The organism is Affinundibacterium fentianense (genome assembly GCF_018139545.1).
Taxonomy (GTDB): Bacteria; Pseudomonadota; Gammaproteobacteria; order Burkholderiales; family Burkholderiaceae_D; genus Undibacterium; species Undibacterium fentianense.
In genome coordinates, this window is the sequence record NZ_JAGSPJ010000006.1 from 387,060 (window position 1) to 404,677 (window position 17,618).

Genomic DNA, 17,618 nt, shown 5'->3' on the forward strand with positions numbered 1-17,618 from the left:
CAATCCAGCTTGGATTGCCGATGTTAAGCCGCTCGTCTCCCGTTGTAGTTGAATTTGCGTATTATTTTTTGAATTACTGAGACAGGGTAAAACTAATTTTCTATCGATCTCAATTGTTAGTCAGTGCGGGTTGCAAGCTTTTGCCCGTTCATCCATGAGAATCGTCTTGGTGGGAGGGAGCTAAAATATAACGTTCACGCTACCAGACGGGATTGGTCAACGCGCCATGGGCGCGTTGACCAAGACCCTCCGTGTTGAGCGCGTCGTTATGCTTTTTTCGCCTTGACATACATTTTGCCTTTTAGTTCTTCAAGCGTTGTTCCGACCGGTGGCCTAATTGATGAAATCGAAATTTCATATTCTCGTTCATCTTCTTCGTCTAGTTTTTCGTATGAAGTGAATTCATCTTCCAGAAGCCAATTCACTGCGTCGCCCTCAGACGAAAAAGAATGCGTCTTTTCATCCGAGTCGAATACTTTCGCCATTCCGGTACCAAATACACGAAGCCGAGCCCAATTTAGATTGGGAAAATCGGAATACATCAGCCACCAAGACTCTTTAAAGGACTCGTTGCTCATTTTTTTCAAAGGCATAACGTGCCGTTAACCTGCGGGCCGCCGGGACTCTACCAGACGATTGGCTAACTCGCGCTCCCGGCGGACCGTCAGGTTCAACGGGCTGTTAGCCAGCGCCAAGTTCTCGGAGGACCGAGCGCGACGGTTCATCGGATGCCGCCTCATAGATGGACCTTCCACGTCCGTCTTTGTCCGTAACCTTTGCGCCCTGCTCAATGAGAAACTTGATGATTGCGGCCTGCTGCGCACGCGAATGATCAGTTCCACTTCCACTGCGCCCAGTCGTTTGAACGGCGAGGTGCAATGGCGTTGAGCCTGCGGCGTTCCGCTTTCGTGGATCTGCGCCCCCTTTAACAAGCGCCGCTACTGCTGCGATTGACCGTGTCCTGACGGCTCTGTGGAGAGGCGAGACGGCGGATCCATCGGTGGCGTTTGGATCTGCGCCAACAGAGATCAGGTAATCAATCGTCTGAGCTTGAGCGACAGGGGCGTGCCTGTTCCCATCAGCTGCGTAATGCAATGGCTCTGCGCCACGACGATTCTTGGCTTGGCAATCTGCGCCAGCCGTTACCAAGATTTCCGCGATCTGGCGTTGGAATGCAGCTGCCGCAAGGTGGAGCGCCGTATCACCTGCATACAAGTAGTGAGCAATTTCCGAGAAAAAGTACCGAGACGAGTCTGTCCTTGTCGCGCCGACACTGGACGGTGTCGAAGCCATGCTGGGAGTCACCGCCAAGCAGCGAGCGACTTGTTCGACGTCTCCTTCAACGACGAGTCGAATGAAGTCGAGATGGGAAGGCGTCATCGCTCGCGAACCTCGTCTGGCTAACGTTTGAGCTCAGGCCGCCGCCCGTCAGGGCGGTCGCGCCTGCACCGATTAGTTAGGAGGCGGCGCACTGTTCCGTAGAACCTTCGCCGGCAACTCCGTTGGAATTTGTCTCAACTGGTCATTTAGAGATAGACCTTGCGGCCTGAACTTGGGCTCACGCCACTCTCCTCCACCAGCAAGCCAGGTTGCTCGCAACGTCTCGATTCCTTTCACCGAGGAGTCTTCGTAACCAAACTCACACCCGCAACACGGGCATATTTCGAAGCTCGGACAGCACCCGTCATCACCCCAAGGCGGATCTTCTGTCGGTGCTCCGCAGACGTAGCAGTGATGCAACTTACGCCTCCTAACGTGCTTGAATTAACCGGCGCGCTTTAGCGCGTCCGGGTTGAATGAATGGTTCGGCGATGGGGAGCTTAGACCCCCTAAGAGGTCGCAAAGACTCAAATGCCTATTATTCTCGGACCATGCAACCAAGAGACCCGTAAGCGCCTCGGCCTTCCACGCATCGGTCGTGATGTTTAGACGGGCAGCACCAGAACGAATGTTTTCGTAAGTTGGCTGCCCAAACTCCGCCAATAACTCGCGAAGAAATTCGTCAACGAGAATCTGACCTTGTGTGGGCCAGTCGTCCATCGCGACGCAAACTGCAGCCGCGACGCGCCGATCCCCTTCAGATGCGTCAGAAGAGCTTGCAATAGTGCGCAGGTTGTCGGAGTTGAGTTGCATTTAACGTGAGGCCGAACTAGATATATACGACACAATGTCGCATAACATTTTAACCTGACGCATAACACTTTTCATGTGATCCCTCTCAAGCATGCATAAATCCTAGTTCTCTTCTACTTTTCGACAATTTTATTGTGTATTAAAAAAGCGATGAAATGCGTCAGCAATAAAGTCAATGATTCTATCAAGTTATTTGGTGGTGTCAATTAAACAAATTTTCACCCTGTCTAGCTATCTCGAGTGTATTTCTGTTTAAAATGCGATAAATAAATTGATGCGAGTAACTGCACGACTATTGACAGGATCGTTTTCAATTGATGATTGGGTTTTAGAATCGCTTGCGTAGTAGATTCCGCACACTGAGGACCACGCCCGTCAGCATCATCAAAAGTGCGAGCATGCTTGCGATGCGTAGTAAGGTATTGTTGAAGTCTTCGCCTTCGGAATAATCCATCACGTGCAAGCGCCAGAAAAAGTCGTACCAGACCCAAGCGTCTGTTCGGACGGTGATGTACTCGCCTGTGTTGGCATCGAAATATAAGCGGGTGTTTTGGCTGTCTTTAAATTGCGCGAGCCAGATGTTGGTGCGAGTGCCTAGTTCTTTGACGATTGCTAGTTGCCTAGGTACGGCGGATAGGAGTCGTACTGCTTCTAAATTGCCATGGCCGCGATAGAGTTGTTGCGCGAAAGTTTGAATTTGGTCTTGGCTCGGCTTGGGCAGTGGCGTGCCATGAAGATCGGTGATCAAATTTTTGTCTTTGAATTGCAAGCGTAAAGCGAAGCCGTGCGCGGATGCGATACTTTGCAAGCCCTGTAAGGCGCCGTGTTCGGTGGTGAGTTTGCTAAAGTTGAGTTGCCATTGTTCGGGTAGTTGCAGGCTAGGTTTGCTGACTAAATCTTTTCCTTTGACCATGGTTTGAAATGGCACGATAGCAAAGATCAGACCACCGATGATCCAAATCAGTAGTTGGATACCGATCAGATAGCCTAGCCAGCGATGCCAGCGAAACCATGTCGCAGGGCGTTTCCAAGATGCTTTGAGTGGGTTTTTCAATGTGTTATGTAAGAAAGTGTCTAGCGGGAAGAGTCGGCGACTGCGATCGCCTTCTCTGGTACCTTTTCGTTTGGTTTATTCTCGTTTTGCTTGAGAAGAAAATCGGCGCTTAGTGATGCGGCGCGACTTCGTTTTTGGCTTCGACTTCGAGCACGGGGGCGGGTGATTTAAGCGCTTTACTGCTTTGTCCTTCTGCGGGAATTTCTATCCAATCGAGGCGACCTTTTTCACATAATTGCGTGACTTTAAAATATTGTTTGCCGACTTCGTCACTGAGTTTGACTTGAATAACAAATTCGTCGTAGTAGGCATCGGGCAATTGTCCGCCGCTCCAAGTCACTTCGCGTACGCCTGTGGTGATAGTTTTGCCATGTGATTCATACGGCTTGCTCAGGGTTTGGCTCACAGTGTCGATTTTCCAGCCGGGTTTGAGCATGGGCTTCGCGCCTGTTGCGGCTTCTGGCAAACTGATTTTGACCGTATGGGTGGTACTACCTTCGCAGCCGTGACCAATTTTAAATGTGAGCTTGTGGTAACTGCCCGCTTTGGCTTTTGATTGTTCTAGTGTGACATGGGCGTTGGCTAGGTTGGTGATGGCAATCAGGCAGAGAGGTAAGAGAAGTTTTTTCATGATGGGTTTAATTTTGCTTCAGATTGTTTTTAGACCGTGCTTTGGCCGGTGTGATCGGTGCTTGGATTGCTTGGTGTGCTGAGTTTGAGCTCGATGACTGGGGATGGCGGAGTTCTTGATATGGCTTGATTTAAATAGAAAACATAGCCGTGCCAGATCGCTAAAGCCACCATGGCAGCGACATTGAAACAACGCATGGTGCTGAAAAACATGGATAAATTTGACTTCATATGTCCTCCGGTTTTTGCCTTGTTGCTTGGCGTGTTGAGTCTTGTATCTTGTTCGACTTGTACAAGTCGAAGGCGAGAATCCAGAGAGCTAAAAAGTTAAAGTCGCTGGATCCCTGCCTTCACAGGGATGACACTGCATTTTTGACTTGTCTGAACAGTGTTCGCTGTTTAGTGTTGCATCTTATGTGCCGTTGTATTCATCGCTTTGCCAACCGCTTTGACTTCGATTGTTTGCGTCTTCTTATCTTTGCCTTCGATGGTCAGTGTCAATGGCACGATGTCGCCTTCTTTCACTTGCGCAGTTAAGCCGATGAGCATGACGTGAAAGCTGCCAGGTTTTAGTTCGACTGCTTTACCTGCTGGCAAATCTAAAGTCATGATTTGACGCATTTTCATGACGTCTTTATCCATTTCCATGGTGTGAATTTCCACTGATTTTGCGGCAGGTGAGCTGGCAGAAATAATTTTCGTATCTTGGGTCGAAGTTAGTTGCATAAAGGCGCCCGTTGCTTTTTGTTGTGCGACTGTGGCGCGCACCCAAGGATCTTTGACTGCGACTTGCGAGAAGGCAGCCGCACTGAGGCTTAAGCTGAGAGCGGCGAAGAGTGGAGCGATGATTTTTTTCATGGTCTTTCCTTTCGTTGGTGGGGACTACATACAGTACAAAGTGGATGACATTGGTGTGCCGTAAAAAGCTAAGTGGCGTGCTGCATTAATTGACGAATATCCGATGCGAATTGATCGGCGCTATGTTCATGCCGCATCGCTAGTCGTATCTTGCCTGTGCTGTCGAATAGATAGCTCAAAGTCGAATGATCCATCGTATAGCTACTGCCGGTGGCGACCTTAGCATAGAAGACTTTAAACTCATCAGCAACCCGTTTTGTTTGTTCGGCGCTGCCACGTAGACCAATAAAACTAGGGTCAAAGTTGTGTGTGTAGGCGCGCATGAGATCCGCGGTGTCGCGCTCTGGATCGATGCTGATAAAGATCACTTGTAATTGATCACCGTCTTTGCCGAGTTTTTGTTTTACTGCGGCAGCACGGGCAAGCGCGGTGGGGCAGATATCGGGGCACTGTGTAAAGCCAAAAAATACTAAGACATAACGTCCTCTAAAATCGGACAATTGTCGTTGCTTCCCATCACTGTCGTTGAGCTTAAAATCGCGACAATAATCGGCACCAGTGATGTCGATGCTGTTGAAGTTGAGTGATTTTCTGTCGCACGCAGCTAGACCCAAAGCCAAACTGACAGCTAAAAATTGCCGACGTTGTTGGGACATATGAGAAGTTGGATACATCTTAAAATCCTTTTTTCGAATTTTGATTTCGATTGGCTAAATCTGCGACCTGTTTCACTGTAACTTGGCTGAAAAAGAGAGTGATTCAAAATGCTTGTGCAATGTCTGAGACACCCTCATCCCAACCCTCCCCCGCATGTGGAGGAGGGGATTTTTCGCGTATGACTAAAAATCAAACTTCAATTCCGCCACTAAACTACGCTGGGTGTACGGGTGGAAAGCCCAATATTTTTTATTATTGAGATTATTGATCCCCACAGCCGCAGTCCATTGCTTATCGATCTTATAGCGCACGCGCAAGTCAGCCACTAAGAAGCTGGAGAAGCCTAAATACGTGAATGCATTGACATCGCTGTTGTCCAGAGAACCGTATTGGCGGCCACTATAACGAATGCCGAGTGTGGTCGACAGTTGTTCATTGACGCGATAGCTGGCGACGAAATTGGCACGCCATTTGGGGACACGTGGTTGCCATTTGCCGACGCTCTTCGCAAATTTATCATTCTTCGTAATGATGGAATCCGCGAAAGTCACGCTACCGGCAATATCGAGTCCACTGATCACCACGTCGTTATCTTGGTAAGCGATTTCCAGACCATTGGTGCGAATTTTATCGACGTTTTGAATGTTGGTGATATTGGGTGTGACTAAGGTATTCGTTTGTGAATACAGTGCGTCAGCCGTATCTTCATGGAAGAAGGTCGTACGCAATAATCCTTTACCATTATGCAGTGATTGTTCCGCACTCCATTCGCTAGTCCAAGATTTTTCCGCTTTGAGATTGGGGTCATTGTTGACGATGGTTTGCGTCGATACCGTTCCCTGATATAACTCAGAGACAGTCGGGTTCCGTACTGCGCGACCGATCGATGCCTTCAAAGTCAAGTCGTCTGACGCTCGATAGGCCAGTGCTGCTTTGGGTGAGAATGCGTTCTCATCGCGTTTCACGAATGGCAACGTGGTGGTGGCATTCGATAATGCACCGTCATGTGCAGACCATTGTTCAAAACGCCCACCGACAATGGTTTTCCAGTTTGAGTTGATGCGCCATGCGTCTTGCACATAGAAACTTGATAAATCAGAATTACCTTGGAAGGCGGAGAAGCGTGTCGTGGCGGCACCGTTGATCCAGTCTGCGGTATTGGAGACGAGCGTGTGCAATTTGTAGGCGTCACGTTGGTAGCCGAATTCCACAATGTGCTCGGTGTTCGGGCGCCAAATTCCTTTTAATGCCAAGGTATTCCAGCCAGTGCCGCTGCCATCAGTGATGCGACCCGCGCCGCCGATGTCGGCGGCTGGAATCGCGACAGTCGGTGCGCGAGCGATGTCTTTTTGGTAGTCGTAGATACTGCCAGCCACTTCCCAATCGAATTCGCCTTTGGTATTGCTCTTCACACTCACGCCATGGGTGACATGCTGTAGTTTATTTTTGCTATTCGCAATATCCGTTGGGTTGATGGTGAATTTTCGGCCAGCGATATTCACGTCGCCGCTGTACACCGCATTGCCACTCGCGTCGCGTAAATAACTATCTGCGGTGCTATTCATATCATTACGCCAGATACCATAGGTGTAGCTCGCGCGTATTGTTGGCGTGATTTCATAGGCAAGTTTGACTTTGGCGTGATCTTGAATCGTGTGATATTGCGTGGTGGCGCCGATCAACCACCAGTCTAAACCTTGTGGATTACGACCTGCCACTGCGCCAGTGACAGGTTTGCCCGCTGTACTTACGGTCCCTGCTGACAATAATTTGTTGGTAAATACCAAAGGATGGCTATCGCTGTCCATGCGGTTGAGGTTTACCCACCAGGAGAAAGCTCCTTGCTTGTCGCCAAGGCTGGCGCTCAGTTGATGACCGCTGTAGCGTTGATCCGTGGCGACTTCTTTAAAGTCTTCGGTGAAGCCAGCGAGTTTGACATGGCCTTCAAATTTTTCTGGCATCCGGGTGACGTAGTCGACCACCGCACCCACTGAGTTGCCAGCATAGGCAGCTGAGAATGGGCCATATAGGACATCGACGCGTTGGATTTCTTCTGGTGTGACCAGACCCCAACGTGGTGTAAAGCCTGCGCCATTGCCTAGTAAGTTGGAAATCAAAATACCATCGGCATACACCATCGAACGGGCGCTATTGCCTGTGCCGGAAGCGCGCGTCGCTAGCACAGCGTGGTTATAGTCGCCATCGTAGCGCTTGCGCACCAACAGGCTAGGCAAGTATTTCAGGGCGTCTTCCGCATCCAGTGCATTGATCGTGGTTTCAATGGCTTTGGCATTGATGCCTTCGATAGTTGTGGGAATTTCAGTTGGCAGGGTCGTCGGCTTATCCCCCTTGATAATGACGCGTTCTGCTTTCGCTTTTTCGCCATCTTGGTCATTGTTGTTATCGTGCGCAAAAGTTGGAAATGCAGTAGATAAGGCGATAATTAAAGCGGTACGACGCAATTGAATAGTGTTAGAAAGTTTCATTGTGTTCTCATTGCAATCATGAGCGCAGCGCACGTATGGCGCTGTTTGTTTCATCAATTGGACGAATCGGGTCTCAATATGATTTGATGAAAATACTCAAGGTATAAGTAATGCCTGATCACGGCAGTGCTCGGAGAATCAGAGACGCGAATATGCGCACAAATGAGCTGAATACTTCGGCAAAACAGATGATCAGAAGCGGAATGGATACCAAACTGCCCAGTTCAAGTGGAAGCGCTTGAACGGGACTGTGTATCAGATTGCGTTGAGTGCGGGTGGCCCGCGCGGTGGAAGTGGGGCTGAAACGATGGCCGCTAAACGTGCCGACGGAATACTTTGTGTCGCGTAAGAAAGCGCATGCACAGGAGGGGCAGCGTCGAGCTGTGGCAAGCTTGGTGTGATTGCGCTAGGCATACAGAATGAACAATCTAAAGTATGGCTGCTCGCTTTGCCGTCGACGATTTTGCCAGAAGCGGTGACAAACTTTACGCCTGTACTGGTACAAATCATCGATATGCTTTCGCCAGTCAAACTATTGATCACGGGCGCAGCGGTAGCGATACCGAGCGTTAATCCGTACAGGAATAACACCGCGATGATCAAGCGTCGTGATAGTTTAAATGGAGAAAATGCTTTCATAAGCCGAGATTCTAACACCTCAGAGCACGGCGTGGAAAGTTGATCGTATTTGACCGATGTTAAATCTGTTAGCATCTTTTACGCTAAGCTCTTTTTGGTCGGATCAAAAAATAACTGTTTAAGAACGGGAGAAGGATAAAGATATGCAAGCAAAAAATTATGCCGTAGCACTCATAGCATGCGGCTTTTTGGCGCTAGGTTTGGAGGCGAAGGCACAAAAAATAGGGAGTGTGGATACCGCGTTCAAGTGGATAGGACCAGATCATAAAATTGTGGTTGAAGCCTATGACGATCCGAAGGTGAACGGCATTACCTGCTATGTGTCGCGAGCTAAGACAGGGGGCATCAAAGGTGGGTTGGGACTGGCGGAAGATAAGGCTGAAGCATCCATCTCCTGCCGGCAAGTGGGAGCGATCCATTTTGTGCAGGCATTAAAACAGCAAGAAGAAGTATTTAATCAAAGTCTTTCAATTTTATTTAAAAAATTGCGTATCGTCCGTATGGTCGATCTTGAACGAAATACACTCATTTATTTGACTTATTCTGATAAATTAATTGAGGGCTCACCGCAAAATAGTGTGACCGCCGTTCCGGTTGATCGCCAAACGCCTATCCCTTTGAAATGAATTGCAATGCTTGTCAAAATTCATCGTGACATGCAGGTCTAGTCTAAATGACTGCTTCAATTGAATTAGTGTTGGGAACTGGGGCAGGGAGATGGTATTTGCTTTTTTGGAAAGCGCAATAGCGCTAAGGTGCTGGAACTGAATTGATTTCCTTGTGGAAATAATGTCTAATAGACGGATAGGCCAATTGGCCACTCCAATTTCGATATGAATGAAGATGAATCAACCTGTTCAACCTGTGGTGTCGGATAAGCAAGCTGTCGACAACCTCTTAAAGACAATTCGTATCCCGCCTCGTCCTAGTTTGTTGGTGGATTTGCAAAAAGAATTGAACAAAGACGAACCAAGTGCAAAAGGTCTCGCCAAAATCATTGCGAACGATGTCGCGCTCGCCGCTTCGCTGTTGAAATTAACGAATTCCTCTTTTTTTGGCTTACGGCTCAAAGCGCAGTCGGTTGATCATGCAGTGAATTTGATTGGTACTTCGCAAACTGGGATTTTGATGACAGGGATTATTGCCCGCCAATCGATCAGTGCGAGTGCCATGAAAATGGGAAAATTTTGGGATTTTTCAAGTAAGCGTGCGCAAGCATTGAGTGCGATGGTACGACGTGCTCCAGTTTGTACCTCCGATGTGGCCCATACTTTTGGATTGTTTTGCGATATCGGCGTACCGATTTTGATGGAACGATTTCCTGATTACGGTGAAACTTGGAAAAAAGCGAATAGCGAGTATGCGTTACCACTAACTTCAATCGAAGACCAATACCACATCACCAATCATGCTTCGATCGGTTCGCTTATGGCGCGAACTTGGGGACTCCCAGAACAAGTTTCGACGGCGATCTTGTTGCATCATGATTATGCAACGCTCGAAGACACCGCAACGGATGAAGGTGTACGAGGTTTGATCGCGCTCACCTCTCTGGCAGAGTATGCGATTCAGAAATATGAAGGCCAAGAAAGCTCCTCAGAATGGCACAAAGGCGGCGCATTGGTCTGCCAGTTTTTAGGAATTAGTGCGCACGATGCCGAGGATTGGTGTGAAGAGTTGCAGGATCTGTTTAACACCCCGCATTAGTCATTTGTCCTAGCGATTTATTCCTCTAATTGCTTGCTCGATCTCGCATGGTATGGCGGGATAGCGATATTGCACCAAGTATGCACTAGCGTGGTTTTGCTCCGAAGATGCGGGCCGGCAAAAATAAAATCGCGCGGAGCAATTCAAATACGGCATCGACTGTGATACCGATGAGACGGAAGGGCAAGAGTAGTAGCCAGACAATCGGATAGAGCACCAACGCAAGCAGTGCAAGGGGCCAACAGAGGATGAATACGATAATCCAAATTAAGAAACTTAACATAGCAACTCCTTAACCAATACGCCTGTGTGAATGTGGTGACTTGTATGCTTGCAAGCCTACTTCATGCATACACTATAGCGATTATTCTTGCTCGAAGCACCGAGATGACGACCAACTGCAAAATTGAGGGGGTCAATGGTGAAATTGGATCGGGATAATGACGAATCGACTATTTTGTGAGGCGGCGGTTAGCATCATCAATGGGTTTATGGGCGTCCTAACGCAACCCAATTGATGACCTCGTCTAAAGCAGCTTTCCCTTTGTTTGCTGGCATGTCTTCGGTATTCAATAGGGCGACAACAATCCAATCGCGATCTTGTTGGTCCCGCACGTAGCCCGCGATGGCCATGACATTTTTTAGATAGCCAGTTTTAATTCTTGCTTTTGCTTCCGCTTTACTTGTTTTTAAACGATTCCGCATGCTGCCATCGATACCGACTATGGGTAAGCTGCTGGCAAATTCTGGATACCAATGACTGTTCGCAGCAACACGCAGGATATGGGCAAGTTGCATTGGGCTAATTCTATCAATGCGCGACAAACCTGAACCATTTTCTATCACTAAACCTTGTGCACTGATGTCATGTTTGAAAAACCAGTCCCGCACCACGGCATTGGCTGCTTGATTGGTATCAGCAAAATTTTTTGCTAATGCGGATTCGGCACCCATTGTCATAAATGCGATGCGTGCCATGGCATTATCAGAAAATTTATTAATGATGCGGATGGTGTCAGCGAGCGTCTCTGACTCTTTTTGTCCGAGCAAAGTTGCATTCGGTGGAACCGCGCCATCTATCACTTTGCCTTGCCAACTTCCCCCTAACTCTTGCCACAAAGCGCGTAGAACGCTAGCTATATAGGTATTGCGATCAAGTAGGTTCAAGTAGACAGTTGTTTGGCAATTTTTGGGGAAACTTCCCTTTAAAATTATTTGAATTTGTCCGGTCTGGTCTAGCTGTGCTTTCGGAGCTTGCCAGGAATTTTTCCACTCATTGCAAGGCGCGTTGCTACGCGCTATTTGATTGATTACTTGCACCTTGTCCATTGGTGTCGCAAGTTTGACCTCGACCTGCTGTTGATCTGCCGTGATAGTCAATGCAGTGATGTTGCTATGAATAAGGAGCGCATCGGGAATCACGTTGTAATAGGCATCGGGATTGTCATCGAAATTGCTTGCGTTCAGCTCGGGGCGATTGGGCTGAAAATAATTTCGATCGAGCACGATGTCTCCTTGGATATCCCTGAGTCCTTGTATCCGTAAGCTGCGTAAGAATAGGCTTAATTTGTCGTAGGTGAGGTTGGGGTCGCCGCCGCCTTTTAAGTACAATTTCCCTTGTAAAACCTGTTGTTGAATCGGCGCATCGATGTAGGCTTGGGTTTTCCAACGAAAATTGGGACCCAACTCGTCGAGCGCAATAAAACTTGTGAGTAATTTGAGCGTCGAGGCCGGGCTGACGATATTTTCTGCTTGATAAGCGAATTCGGGTTTACCTTCTCGCGCTGGCATTACGACCATGCTCAGATATTGATTTTTAAGGCCTGCTTTTTTCAATAACACTTCAACTGATGCTGGCGGTGCAGTCTGTGCCAAGACGCCAAAAGGAAACGTCATACAGGTGGAAGTAACAGCGATACAGAGCGCTCGCAATAGTCTGAAACGAACAAAGGAAGTTACCATACGTCGAACTAGCCATAATCGAAAAGTTGATAGTATCCCATGCTGACGGCGTTCAGCTACTGAATTTGTGAGGGGAGTGTGAGACGACTTCAAATGGTATAGAAACCAATCGCATTTCAAATGGAGTTTACAATCCATGTTCACGCTTAGCCTTTTTTGTGCTGATGCGAAGGAGCCGCAAAAAACTTGGACATTCGAAGTGATTGGGTGCGGGGCAAACTGCAGCATGCTTGAGGCCGTTGCGCATCGCCGTCAGTTCGCGAATTTGTTGATCAATCTGTTGCGCTTTTAAGCTCAGTAAATCGCGTCGTAATTGTTTTCTTTCGGATGTCGATTCTAATAAAAGCTCGGCAATTTCCGTCAAACTAAAACCAACACGGCGTGCCAGTTGGATGAAGGCGAGGCGTTCGACGACACTTTCATGAAATTGCCGACGAAGTCCGCGTCGCCCAGTTGAACTGATCAAGCCGATCTCCTCGTAGTAACGTAGGGTTGATGCAGCCAAACCACTCGTTTGCGTAACTTCAGCGATATCCATAGGCGCACTCCATCCTATCGTTTCAGAAAAAAAGTTCTTGACCTCAAGTTGACTTGAGCTTGTATCCTATCATCGATGTTGAGCGTGAAGTGGCTTGGAAATATTTATTAATTGAGTTGAAAGGATAAGTTTGTATGGATATAAATTTTTGGCATGAAAAATGGCGGCGTGGCGAAATCGGTTTTCATCGGCAAGACATTAATCCGCATTTGCTCGCCCATTTGCATCAACTTAAGCTAAAAAGTGGTCAACACATTTTGCTACCGTTATGTGGAAAAACCAAGGATATAGCGTATCTCTTGAATCAGGGTTATCAAGTGACTGGAGTGGAGTTGAGTGAATTGGCAGTACGGGAATTGTTCGAGGACTTATCGCTCACACCAGAAGTGACGCAAGTCGCCGGCTTTCAATGCTATTCCGCAAATAAGATCCGAATCTTTGTCGGAGATTTCTTTTCATTTAACCATGATTTGCTCGGAAAAGTGGATGCGATCTATGACCGTGCGGCTCTGGTTGCGCTACCGCTTGCGATGCGCAAAGACTATTCGCGACATTTAAGTCACATCACACACTGTGCGCCTCAATTGTTGATCACTTATGAATATCAACAAGATGCAGTTGAGGGGCCGCCGTTTTCTATCTCAGAACAAGAAGTCTTCGAGCACTATGCCAAAGCTTATGAAATTACGCTATTGGAGCGAGTGGATGTCGCAGGCGGGATGAAGGGAAAAGTCGCATCCACAGAAGTTGTTTATCACTTGAATACTTGTAGCCGATAGCCGAATGCTCTAGAAAGATAATGGCAGCGTAATAAGCGGTCTGATTGAATTGAGGAATCGGGTGCTTATTTAAAGGCGAACGGCAAATATCGAAGGTAATTCGAGCAAGACCGTTGTCGAGAGAATTGCTTGTCTATTTCATTGGGTCTTCTTTAGAAATTTGCTCGTTACCGTTGCTAGTATCGACATCGGTATTCGAAGTCGCGTCGAGATTTTTATTGCCATCTTTGGTTTTCCATTTGGAGTAGAAATACGCTGAACCAGCCACTGCCCCCGTGACGGTGGCGGCTGCGCCTATTACCGGTGCCACTGCGACGGCTAGGGGCGGCCCAATTATTGCGGCACCAGCAGCAACTCCAGCGGCGATGCCGAGTCCCATCGACACCGTCTCAGTTTTTTCCTTGATTTCAAGGTGATTCTCTTCCAATTTTTGATCGACTTTTTTGACGCCTTCGACCACTTGGTTGCCGATAAATTTCACGCCTTGTGTCGTGCTTTCTGCGACTTGCATGCCACGCTCTTTGACTTGATTCACGATTGCTTGCGTAGTCTCATGTTCGACAGCTTGATGCAAAGTGTGTTGCACCGATTGATGCAAAGATTTGCTGGTCTCTAGAGCGACCGTCGTCATAGCGCGGGTACGTTCAAGGACTTCTTGGTTGACGGTGTGGGAAACGTTTTGTAGCAGATCCTTAGCGAAATCTTGTGACCTATCTTTTGCTTGGTGCTGGACTCTCATTATTGCGCGTCCCGCATCATTCGCCGATTGCATTGCAATTTGACTGAGTTTTTCAAACTTCTTTTTCATTGACTAATCCTGTTCCGCCAGAAAATCGTAGGGACACAAAGTGTACCAACATCGCGCCTTGTAGCAATGGGAAAAACTTGCGATTTATACCGTATACCCCCAATTTTGCGGGTCCACAGGCTAGCCTGAAACGAGACGCAATCGGTTTGGCGGTGGCATCAATCCCCACGCATGTCTGTTTTATTGGCAGTATCTTCGGTGTAAATCACCGACAAATTTATCGGCGTATTTCACTTTAGCTTTTTATTCGCTGGCGGTTTGATGTTGTGGGTGTTTGTTGTTTCGTGTTTGAGTCATCGTTTAAAGAAATAGTTTTACTAAGAGCTTTATTTGCCTGGTATTTAAGTGGGTGTCGTATCGGAGTAAGTGGTTGTCGGTTTCTTTTATGGTTGTGGATGCGAATGCCATAGAATTGGATGAAAACGGATCTGAAGTAATTGCATGATGGGGCGCCACTCTTATTTTTATCAAGGTCTTCACATTTGATCGAATCAGCGTATGTGACATTTTTAGTTGTCCCAACATAATTCTGGATTCGGTTTCCTTATTTCACGTTAAGCGCCACAGATTCTGAGATTTCTTTGTTTGTCATTGTAAAGAATTGTGAATTAGGTTCAGACCTCTAAAATCAAAAAAAGATTAAAAAATATTCGAAAAACAATAAATACCAGTATTTTTCAAATTAAATACCTATTTAATGCCACTTTAATTGTTGTTTCAATCACTAAAATTAGTTTTTTGAAATCAATTTTCATAAATGCATGAAGTTTTGATTATTTGACGGCTTTTTGCTTGCTAGCGATAATTCTGGGTTAATAGATCACTAAGCCTATGTTTTTGAATGAGAAATTGAAGTTTCTTCTGGATTCTCTTTTTCCTTTTTTGAGATGCTTGTGTCGCAAAATTCTCTCTCGCCCACCATGTCGGGAAAAATTCATGAAAGTTCGAACAATTATGTTGATTCATCGGTTTGAGGAAGTGGTATTATTGTCGTTCAAATTTCTTTTCGCTTTTTTTGCGCAGGTTGGGAGTCAAATCCTCCTGCGAAATTTAGCTAAAAGAGTTAAGAATTTGGCGATAAATTTGGTCTTAGTGGTCTGCGGCATGGCAAGTTTCTCCCAAGTGAGTTTTGCGTTCTCAACGACGCGACCAGCCGCATGTTCTGGTTCAAGTTGCCCTGCCAGTTATTCCCAACCTGGAAATTGTCCTTCTGCTGGCTCTGTGGGACGAGATGAGTCCTACAATATTGTTGTTGGTGGAAATTTTTCTGTGAATTCGGGTGCGGAGGGTGAAGGCCGAATTTATGTGGCTGGTAACCTTAATCTGAACGCTGGTTTCTATAATTTAATAGCGGTAGGCGCGGGAGCCTGCGTTGTCCCAAAAGATTCATCGATTACGGGGAATCCTGGATTGGTGGTTGGTGGCAATCTCAATATTGCAAGCGGAGCAACAGCCGCACTGGATGGTCTAGGACTATCAACAAATACTCTAATTGGCGGCGTAAGAACAGGATCAGGTAATTTAACAACTGGCGGCACCGTCAGTGAAAATGTATTAGTTCCAAGTTCTCCGATCGATTTCTCCGCACTCCAGGCAAATAGTCAAATTTGGTTGAGAATGCCGACCACAGGTACGGCGGTGAACGAATTCGGAACCTTGACCTTTACCGGCAACGGAACGTCGGCCTTGCAAGTGTTTAGTTTGGCAGGAAGTGTTTCAGGCGTTTCCATTAATTTTGAGTCTATTCCATCTAATGCGACCGTCTTGATCAATGTCGTTTCAAGTGGAAGCGTGACAATTGATAGTAATAGCTTTTACGAAGGTGGCTTTCCTAATGATACTAGTCCAAGCCTTACTCGTCGTATTGTTTGGAATTTTGCGAACGCTAGCCAAGTAAACTTGACTGGCAGCTCCCAATTTCGTGGTAGTGTCATGGTGCCAAATGGCGGCATGCTGCATGCGGTGCCGGGTATGAATGGCCGTGTGATTGTCTATGGAGACCTCATTCAAAACGGTTCAGGCAATGAGTTTCATAATTTTGATTTTATTGGTGAACTACCTGACCCAGCAGCATTGATTTTTACCAAAGCCTATTCCAACGATACGGCTCCGAGCAAGATTTCCTCGCAGCCAAGTATTACGATGCGAGCGGTCTGTACCGCGAGTGGTACCCAAGATGTGACATTTACTCCGCCAGCGACTGGGACAATTTACACTGTTCCGGGTGACACTTGCACCTTGAGTGAGACTGCGATTACGGGTGGAACTTTGGCTGGGGGCTATACATTTTCGAGTACCTCTTCTGCCGTGATTAGTGGATCGAATCCATTAACCTTAAGTGGAGCGACAAATTCGGTAACAGTGACCAATCCACTGGTTGCGCCACCAGCACAACTCAACATCACCAAGCTGTATTCTGGCGACACCGTACCAAGTAAGGTTACGACTCAACCAACAATCGGTGTGCAAGCGGTTTGTTCCATCAGCGGTACTAAGACCACGAGTTTTACAGCAGGAACCACCGGCACGATCACGGGCTTGGTACAAGGTGAAACGTGTACGGTCACGGAGACCGCCATCACGGGTGGCGTCTTAGCTGGCGGTTATACCTTCGGTGCAACAAGTGCAGCGGTGATTAGTTTAAATAGCAGCACTGCGATCAGTGCATCACAAGCGGTGACGATCACGAATCCACTTACGGCGCCAGCGCAGTTGAATATTACCAAGGACTACTCAGGCGACACCGTACCAAGTAAAGTCACGACTCAACCAACAATCGGTGTGCAAGCGGTTTGTTCAATCAGCGGCACCAAGACCACGAGTTTTACAGCAGGAACCACCGGCACAATCACGGGCTTGGTACAAGGTGAAACGTGTACGGTCACGGAGACTGCCATCACGGGTGGCGTCTTAGCTGGCGGCTATACTTTCGGTGCAACAAGTGCAGCGGTGATTAGTTTAAATAGCAGCACAGCGATCAGTGCATCACAAGCGGTAACGATCACGAATCCTTTGACTGCACCCAACCCAGCACAACTCAATATCACTAAAGACTACTCAGGCGACACGGTACCAAGTAAAGTCACAACGCAACCAACAATCGGTGTGCAAGCGGTTTGTTCAATCAGCGGCACCAAGACCACGAGTTTTACAGCAGGAACCACCGGCACGATCACGGGCTTGGTACAAGGTGAAACGTGTACGGTCACGGAGACCGCGATCACCGGAGGCGTCTTAGCAGGCGGTTATACCTTCGGTGCAACAAGTGCAGCGGTGATTAGTTTAAATAGCAGCACAGCGATCAGTGCATCACAAGCGGTAACGATCACGAATCCTTTGACTGCCCCGAATGCAGCACAACTGAATA

At 47.5% G+C, this 17,618-nt stretch carries 18 protein-coding genes; 4 read left to right on the plus strand and 14 right to left on the minus strand.

Annotated elements, in window-relative coordinates:
* Positions 1–266 precede the first annotated feature (266 nt).
* The 10 genes from KDM90_RS15350 to KDM90_RS15395 all read right to left on the minus strand — a co-directional run bounded on the left by KDM90_RS15350 (position 267) and on the right by KDM90_RS15395 (position 8,457).
* Positions 267–578 carry a hypothetical protein gene (locus KDM90_RS15350; RefSeq protein ID WP_212676493.1) on the minus strand — a complete coding sequence of 104 codons (312 nt, stop codon included), beginning with the start codon at positions 576–578 and terminating at the stop codon, positions 267–269.
* A 103-nt stretch (positions 579–681) separates the two neighbouring features.
* On the minus strand, positions 682–1,380 hold the full coding sequence (locus tag KDM90_RS15355; RefSeq protein WP_212676494.1) for an ankyrin repeat domain-containing protein: 699 nt from the start codon (positions 1,378–1,380) through the stop codon (positions 682–684).
* A 384-nt stretch (positions 1,381–1,764) separates the two neighbouring features.
* Positions 1,765–2,133, minus strand: coding sequence for a hypothetical protein (locus KDM90_RS15360; RefSeq protein WP_212676495.1), 369 nt, complete (start codon positions 2,131–2,133; stop codon positions 1,765–1,767).
* Between the two features lie 328 nt (positions 2,134–2,461).
* Positions 2,462–3,187 carry a PepSY domain-containing protein gene (locus KDM90_RS15365; protein WP_212676496.1) on the minus strand — a complete coding sequence of 242 codons (726 nt, stop codon included), beginning with the start codon at positions 3,185–3,187 and terminating at the stop codon, positions 2,462–2,464.
* Between the two features lie 109 nt (positions 3,188–3,296).
* Positions 3,297–3,818 carry a YcnI family copper-binding membrane protein gene (locus tag KDM90_RS15370; RefSeq protein ID WP_212676497.1) on the minus strand — a complete coding sequence of 174 codons (522 nt, stop codon included), beginning with the start codon at positions 3,816–3,818 and terminating at the stop codon, positions 3,297–3,299.
* A gap of 29 nt (positions 3,819–3,847) precedes the next feature.
* The gene (locus KDM90_RS15375) at positions 3,848–4,048 is read right to left on the minus strand and encodes a hypothetical protein (RefSeq protein WP_212676498.1); all 201 of its coding nucleotides are present in this window, start codon (positions 4,046–4,048) and stop codon (positions 3,848–3,850) included.
* A 168-nt stretch (positions 4,049–4,216) separates the two neighbouring features.
* A complete protein-coding gene (locus KDM90_RS15380; protein ID WP_212676499.1) occupies positions 4,217–4,675 on the minus strand; it encodes a copper chaperone PCu(A)C in 459 nt (152 codons plus the stop codon).
* Positions 4,676–4,743: 68 nt separating this feature from the next.
* The gene (locus tag KDM90_RS15385) at positions 4,744–5,349 is read right to left on the minus strand and encodes an SCO family protein (RefSeq protein ID WP_230409831.1); all 606 of its coding nucleotides are present in this window, start codon (positions 5,347–5,349) and stop codon (positions 4,744–4,746) included.
* 165 nt (positions 5,350–5,514) lie between these two features.
* Positions 5,515–7,818 (minus strand): TonB-dependent receptor, encoded by a 2,304-nt coding sequence (locus KDM90_RS15390; protein ID WP_212676500.1) that lies wholly within the window; start codon positions 7,816–7,818, stop codon positions 5,515–5,517.
* Positions 7,819–8,073: 255 nt separating this feature from the next.
* Positions 8,074–8,457, minus strand: a complete 384-nt coding sequence (locus KDM90_RS15395) for a hypothetical protein (protein WP_212676501.1) — start codon at positions 8,455–8,457, stop codon at positions 8,074–8,076.
* Between the two features lie 143 nt (positions 8,458–8,600).
* On the opposite strand from KDM90_RS15395, the gene KDM90_RS15400 reads away from it, so the two are divergent.
* A complete protein-coding gene (locus KDM90_RS15400) occupies positions 8,601–9,083 on the plus strand; it encodes a CreA family protein (RefSeq protein ID WP_212676502.1) in 483 nt (160 codons plus the stop codon).
* Between the two features lie 217 nt (positions 9,084–9,300).
* On the plus strand, positions 9,301–10,164 hold the full coding sequence (locus KDM90_RS15405; protein ID WP_212676503.1) for an HDOD domain-containing protein: 864 nt from the start codon (positions 9,301–9,303) through the stop codon (positions 10,162–10,164).
* Positions 10,165–10,249: 85 nt separating this feature from the next.
* Here KDM90_RS15405 and KDM90_RS15410 read toward each other — a convergent pair whose 3' ends face one another.
* The 3 genes from KDM90_RS15410 to KDM90_RS15420 form a co-directional block, all read right to left on the minus strand.
* Positions 10,250–10,447: a hypothetical protein gene (locus KDM90_RS15410; protein WP_212676504.1), complete on the minus strand. Its 198-nt coding sequence runs from the start codon at positions 10,445–10,447 to the stop codon at positions 10,250–10,252.
* 206 nt (positions 10,448–10,653) lie between these two features.
* Positions 10,654–12,060, minus strand: coding sequence for a D-alanyl-D-alanine carboxypeptidase/D-alanyl-D-alanine endopeptidase (dacB, locus tag KDM90_RS15415; protein ID WP_212676505.1), 1,407 nt, complete (start codon positions 12,058–12,060; stop codon positions 10,654–10,656).
* Between the two features lie 193 nt (positions 12,061–12,253).
* Positions 12,254–12,664 carry a helix-turn-helix domain-containing protein gene (locus KDM90_RS15420; RefSeq protein WP_212676506.1) on the minus strand — a complete coding sequence of 137 codons (411 nt, stop codon included), beginning with the start codon at positions 12,662–12,664 and terminating at the stop codon, positions 12,254–12,256.
* 134 nt (positions 12,665–12,798) lie between these two features.
* Between KDM90_RS15420 and tmpT the strand changes: the two genes are divergently transcribed.
* The gene (gene tmpT / locus KDM90_RS15425) at positions 12,799–13,443 is read left to right on the plus strand and encodes a thiopurine S-methyltransferase (protein WP_212676507.1); all 645 of its coding nucleotides are present in this window, start codon (positions 12,799–12,801) and stop codon (positions 13,441–13,443) included.
* A gap of 133 nt (positions 13,444–13,576) precedes the next feature.
* Here tmpT and KDM90_RS15430 read toward each other — a convergent pair whose 3' ends face one another.
* The gene (locus KDM90_RS15430; RefSeq protein WP_212676508.1) at positions 13,577–14,251 is read right to left on the minus strand and encodes a hypothetical protein; all 675 of its coding nucleotides are present in this window, start codon (positions 14,249–14,251) and stop codon (positions 13,577–13,579) included.
* A 936-nt stretch (positions 14,252–15,187) separates the two neighbouring features.
* On the opposite strand from KDM90_RS15430, the gene KDM90_RS15435 reads away from it, so the two are divergent.
* A partial coding sequence (locus KDM90_RS15435; RefSeq protein WP_212676509.1) for a choice-of-anchor A family protein occupies positions 15,188–17,618 on the plus strand: 2,431 nt, incomplete at its 3' end.

Bases quoted from the DNA above. Each gene is read 5' to 3' on its own strand.
- tmpT (WP_212676507.1), top strand. From the start codon at position 12,799: ATGGATATAAATTTTTGGCATGAAAAATGGCGGCGTGGCGAAATCGGT.
- KDM90_RS15385 (WP_230409831.1), bottom strand. From the start codon at position 5,349: ATGTATCCAACTTCTCATATGTCCCAACAACGTCGGCAATTTTTAGCT.
- KDM90_RS15360 (WP_212676495.1), bottom strand. From the start codon at position 2,133: ATGCAACTCAACTCCGACAACCTGCGCACTATTGCAAGCTCTTCTGAC.
- KDM90_RS15405 (WP_212676503.1), top strand. From the start codon at position 9,301: ATGAATCAACCTGTTCAACCTGTGGTGTCGGATAAGCAAGCTGTCGAC.
- KDM90_RS15375 (WP_212676498.1), bottom strand. From the start codon at position 4,048: ATGAAGTCAAATTTATCCATGTTTTTCAGCACCATGCGTTGTTTCAAT.
- KDM90_RS15395 (WP_212676501.1), bottom strand. From the start codon at position 8,457: ATGAAAGCATTTTCTCCATTTAAACTATCACGACGCTTGATCATCGCG.
- KDM90_RS15420 (WP_212676506.1), bottom strand. From the start codon at position 12,664: ATGGATATCGCTGAAGTTACGCAAACGAGTGGTTTGGCTGCATCAACC.
- KDM90_RS15350 (WP_212676493.1), bottom strand. From the start codon at position 578: ATGAGCAACGAGTCCTTTAAAGAGTCTTGGTGGCTGATGTATTCCGAT.
- KDM90_RS15430 (WP_212676508.1), bottom strand. From the start codon at position 14,251: ATGAAAAAGAAGTTTGAAAAACTCAGTCAAATTGCAATGCAATCGGCG.
- KDM90_RS15380 (WP_212676499.1), bottom strand. From the start codon at position 4,675: ATGAAAAAAATCATCGCTCCACTCTTCGCCGCTCTCAGCTTAAGCCTC.
- KDM90_RS15370 (WP_212676497.1), bottom strand. From the start codon at position 3,818: ATGAAAAAACTTCTCTTACCTCTCTGCCTGATTGCCATCACCAACCTA.
- KDM90_RS15400 (WP_212676502.1), top strand. From the start codon at position 8,601: ATGCAAGCAAAAAATTATGCCGTAGCACTCATAGCATGCGGCTTTTTG.
- KDM90_RS15355 (WP_212676494.1), bottom strand. From the start codon at position 1,380: ATGACGCCTTCCCATCTCGACTTCATTCGACTCGTCGTTGAAGGAGAC.
- KDM90_RS15390 (WP_212676500.1), bottom strand. From the start codon at position 7,818: ATGAAACTTTCTAACACTATTCAATTGCGTCGTACCGCTTTAATTATC.
- dacB (WP_212676505.1), bottom strand. From the start codon at position 12,060: ATGACGTTTCCTTTTGGCGTCTTGGCACAGACTGCACCGCCAGCATCA.
- KDM90_RS15410 (WP_212676504.1), bottom strand. From the start codon at position 10,447: ATGTTAAGTTTCTTAATTTGGATTATCGTATTCATCCTCTGTTGGCCC.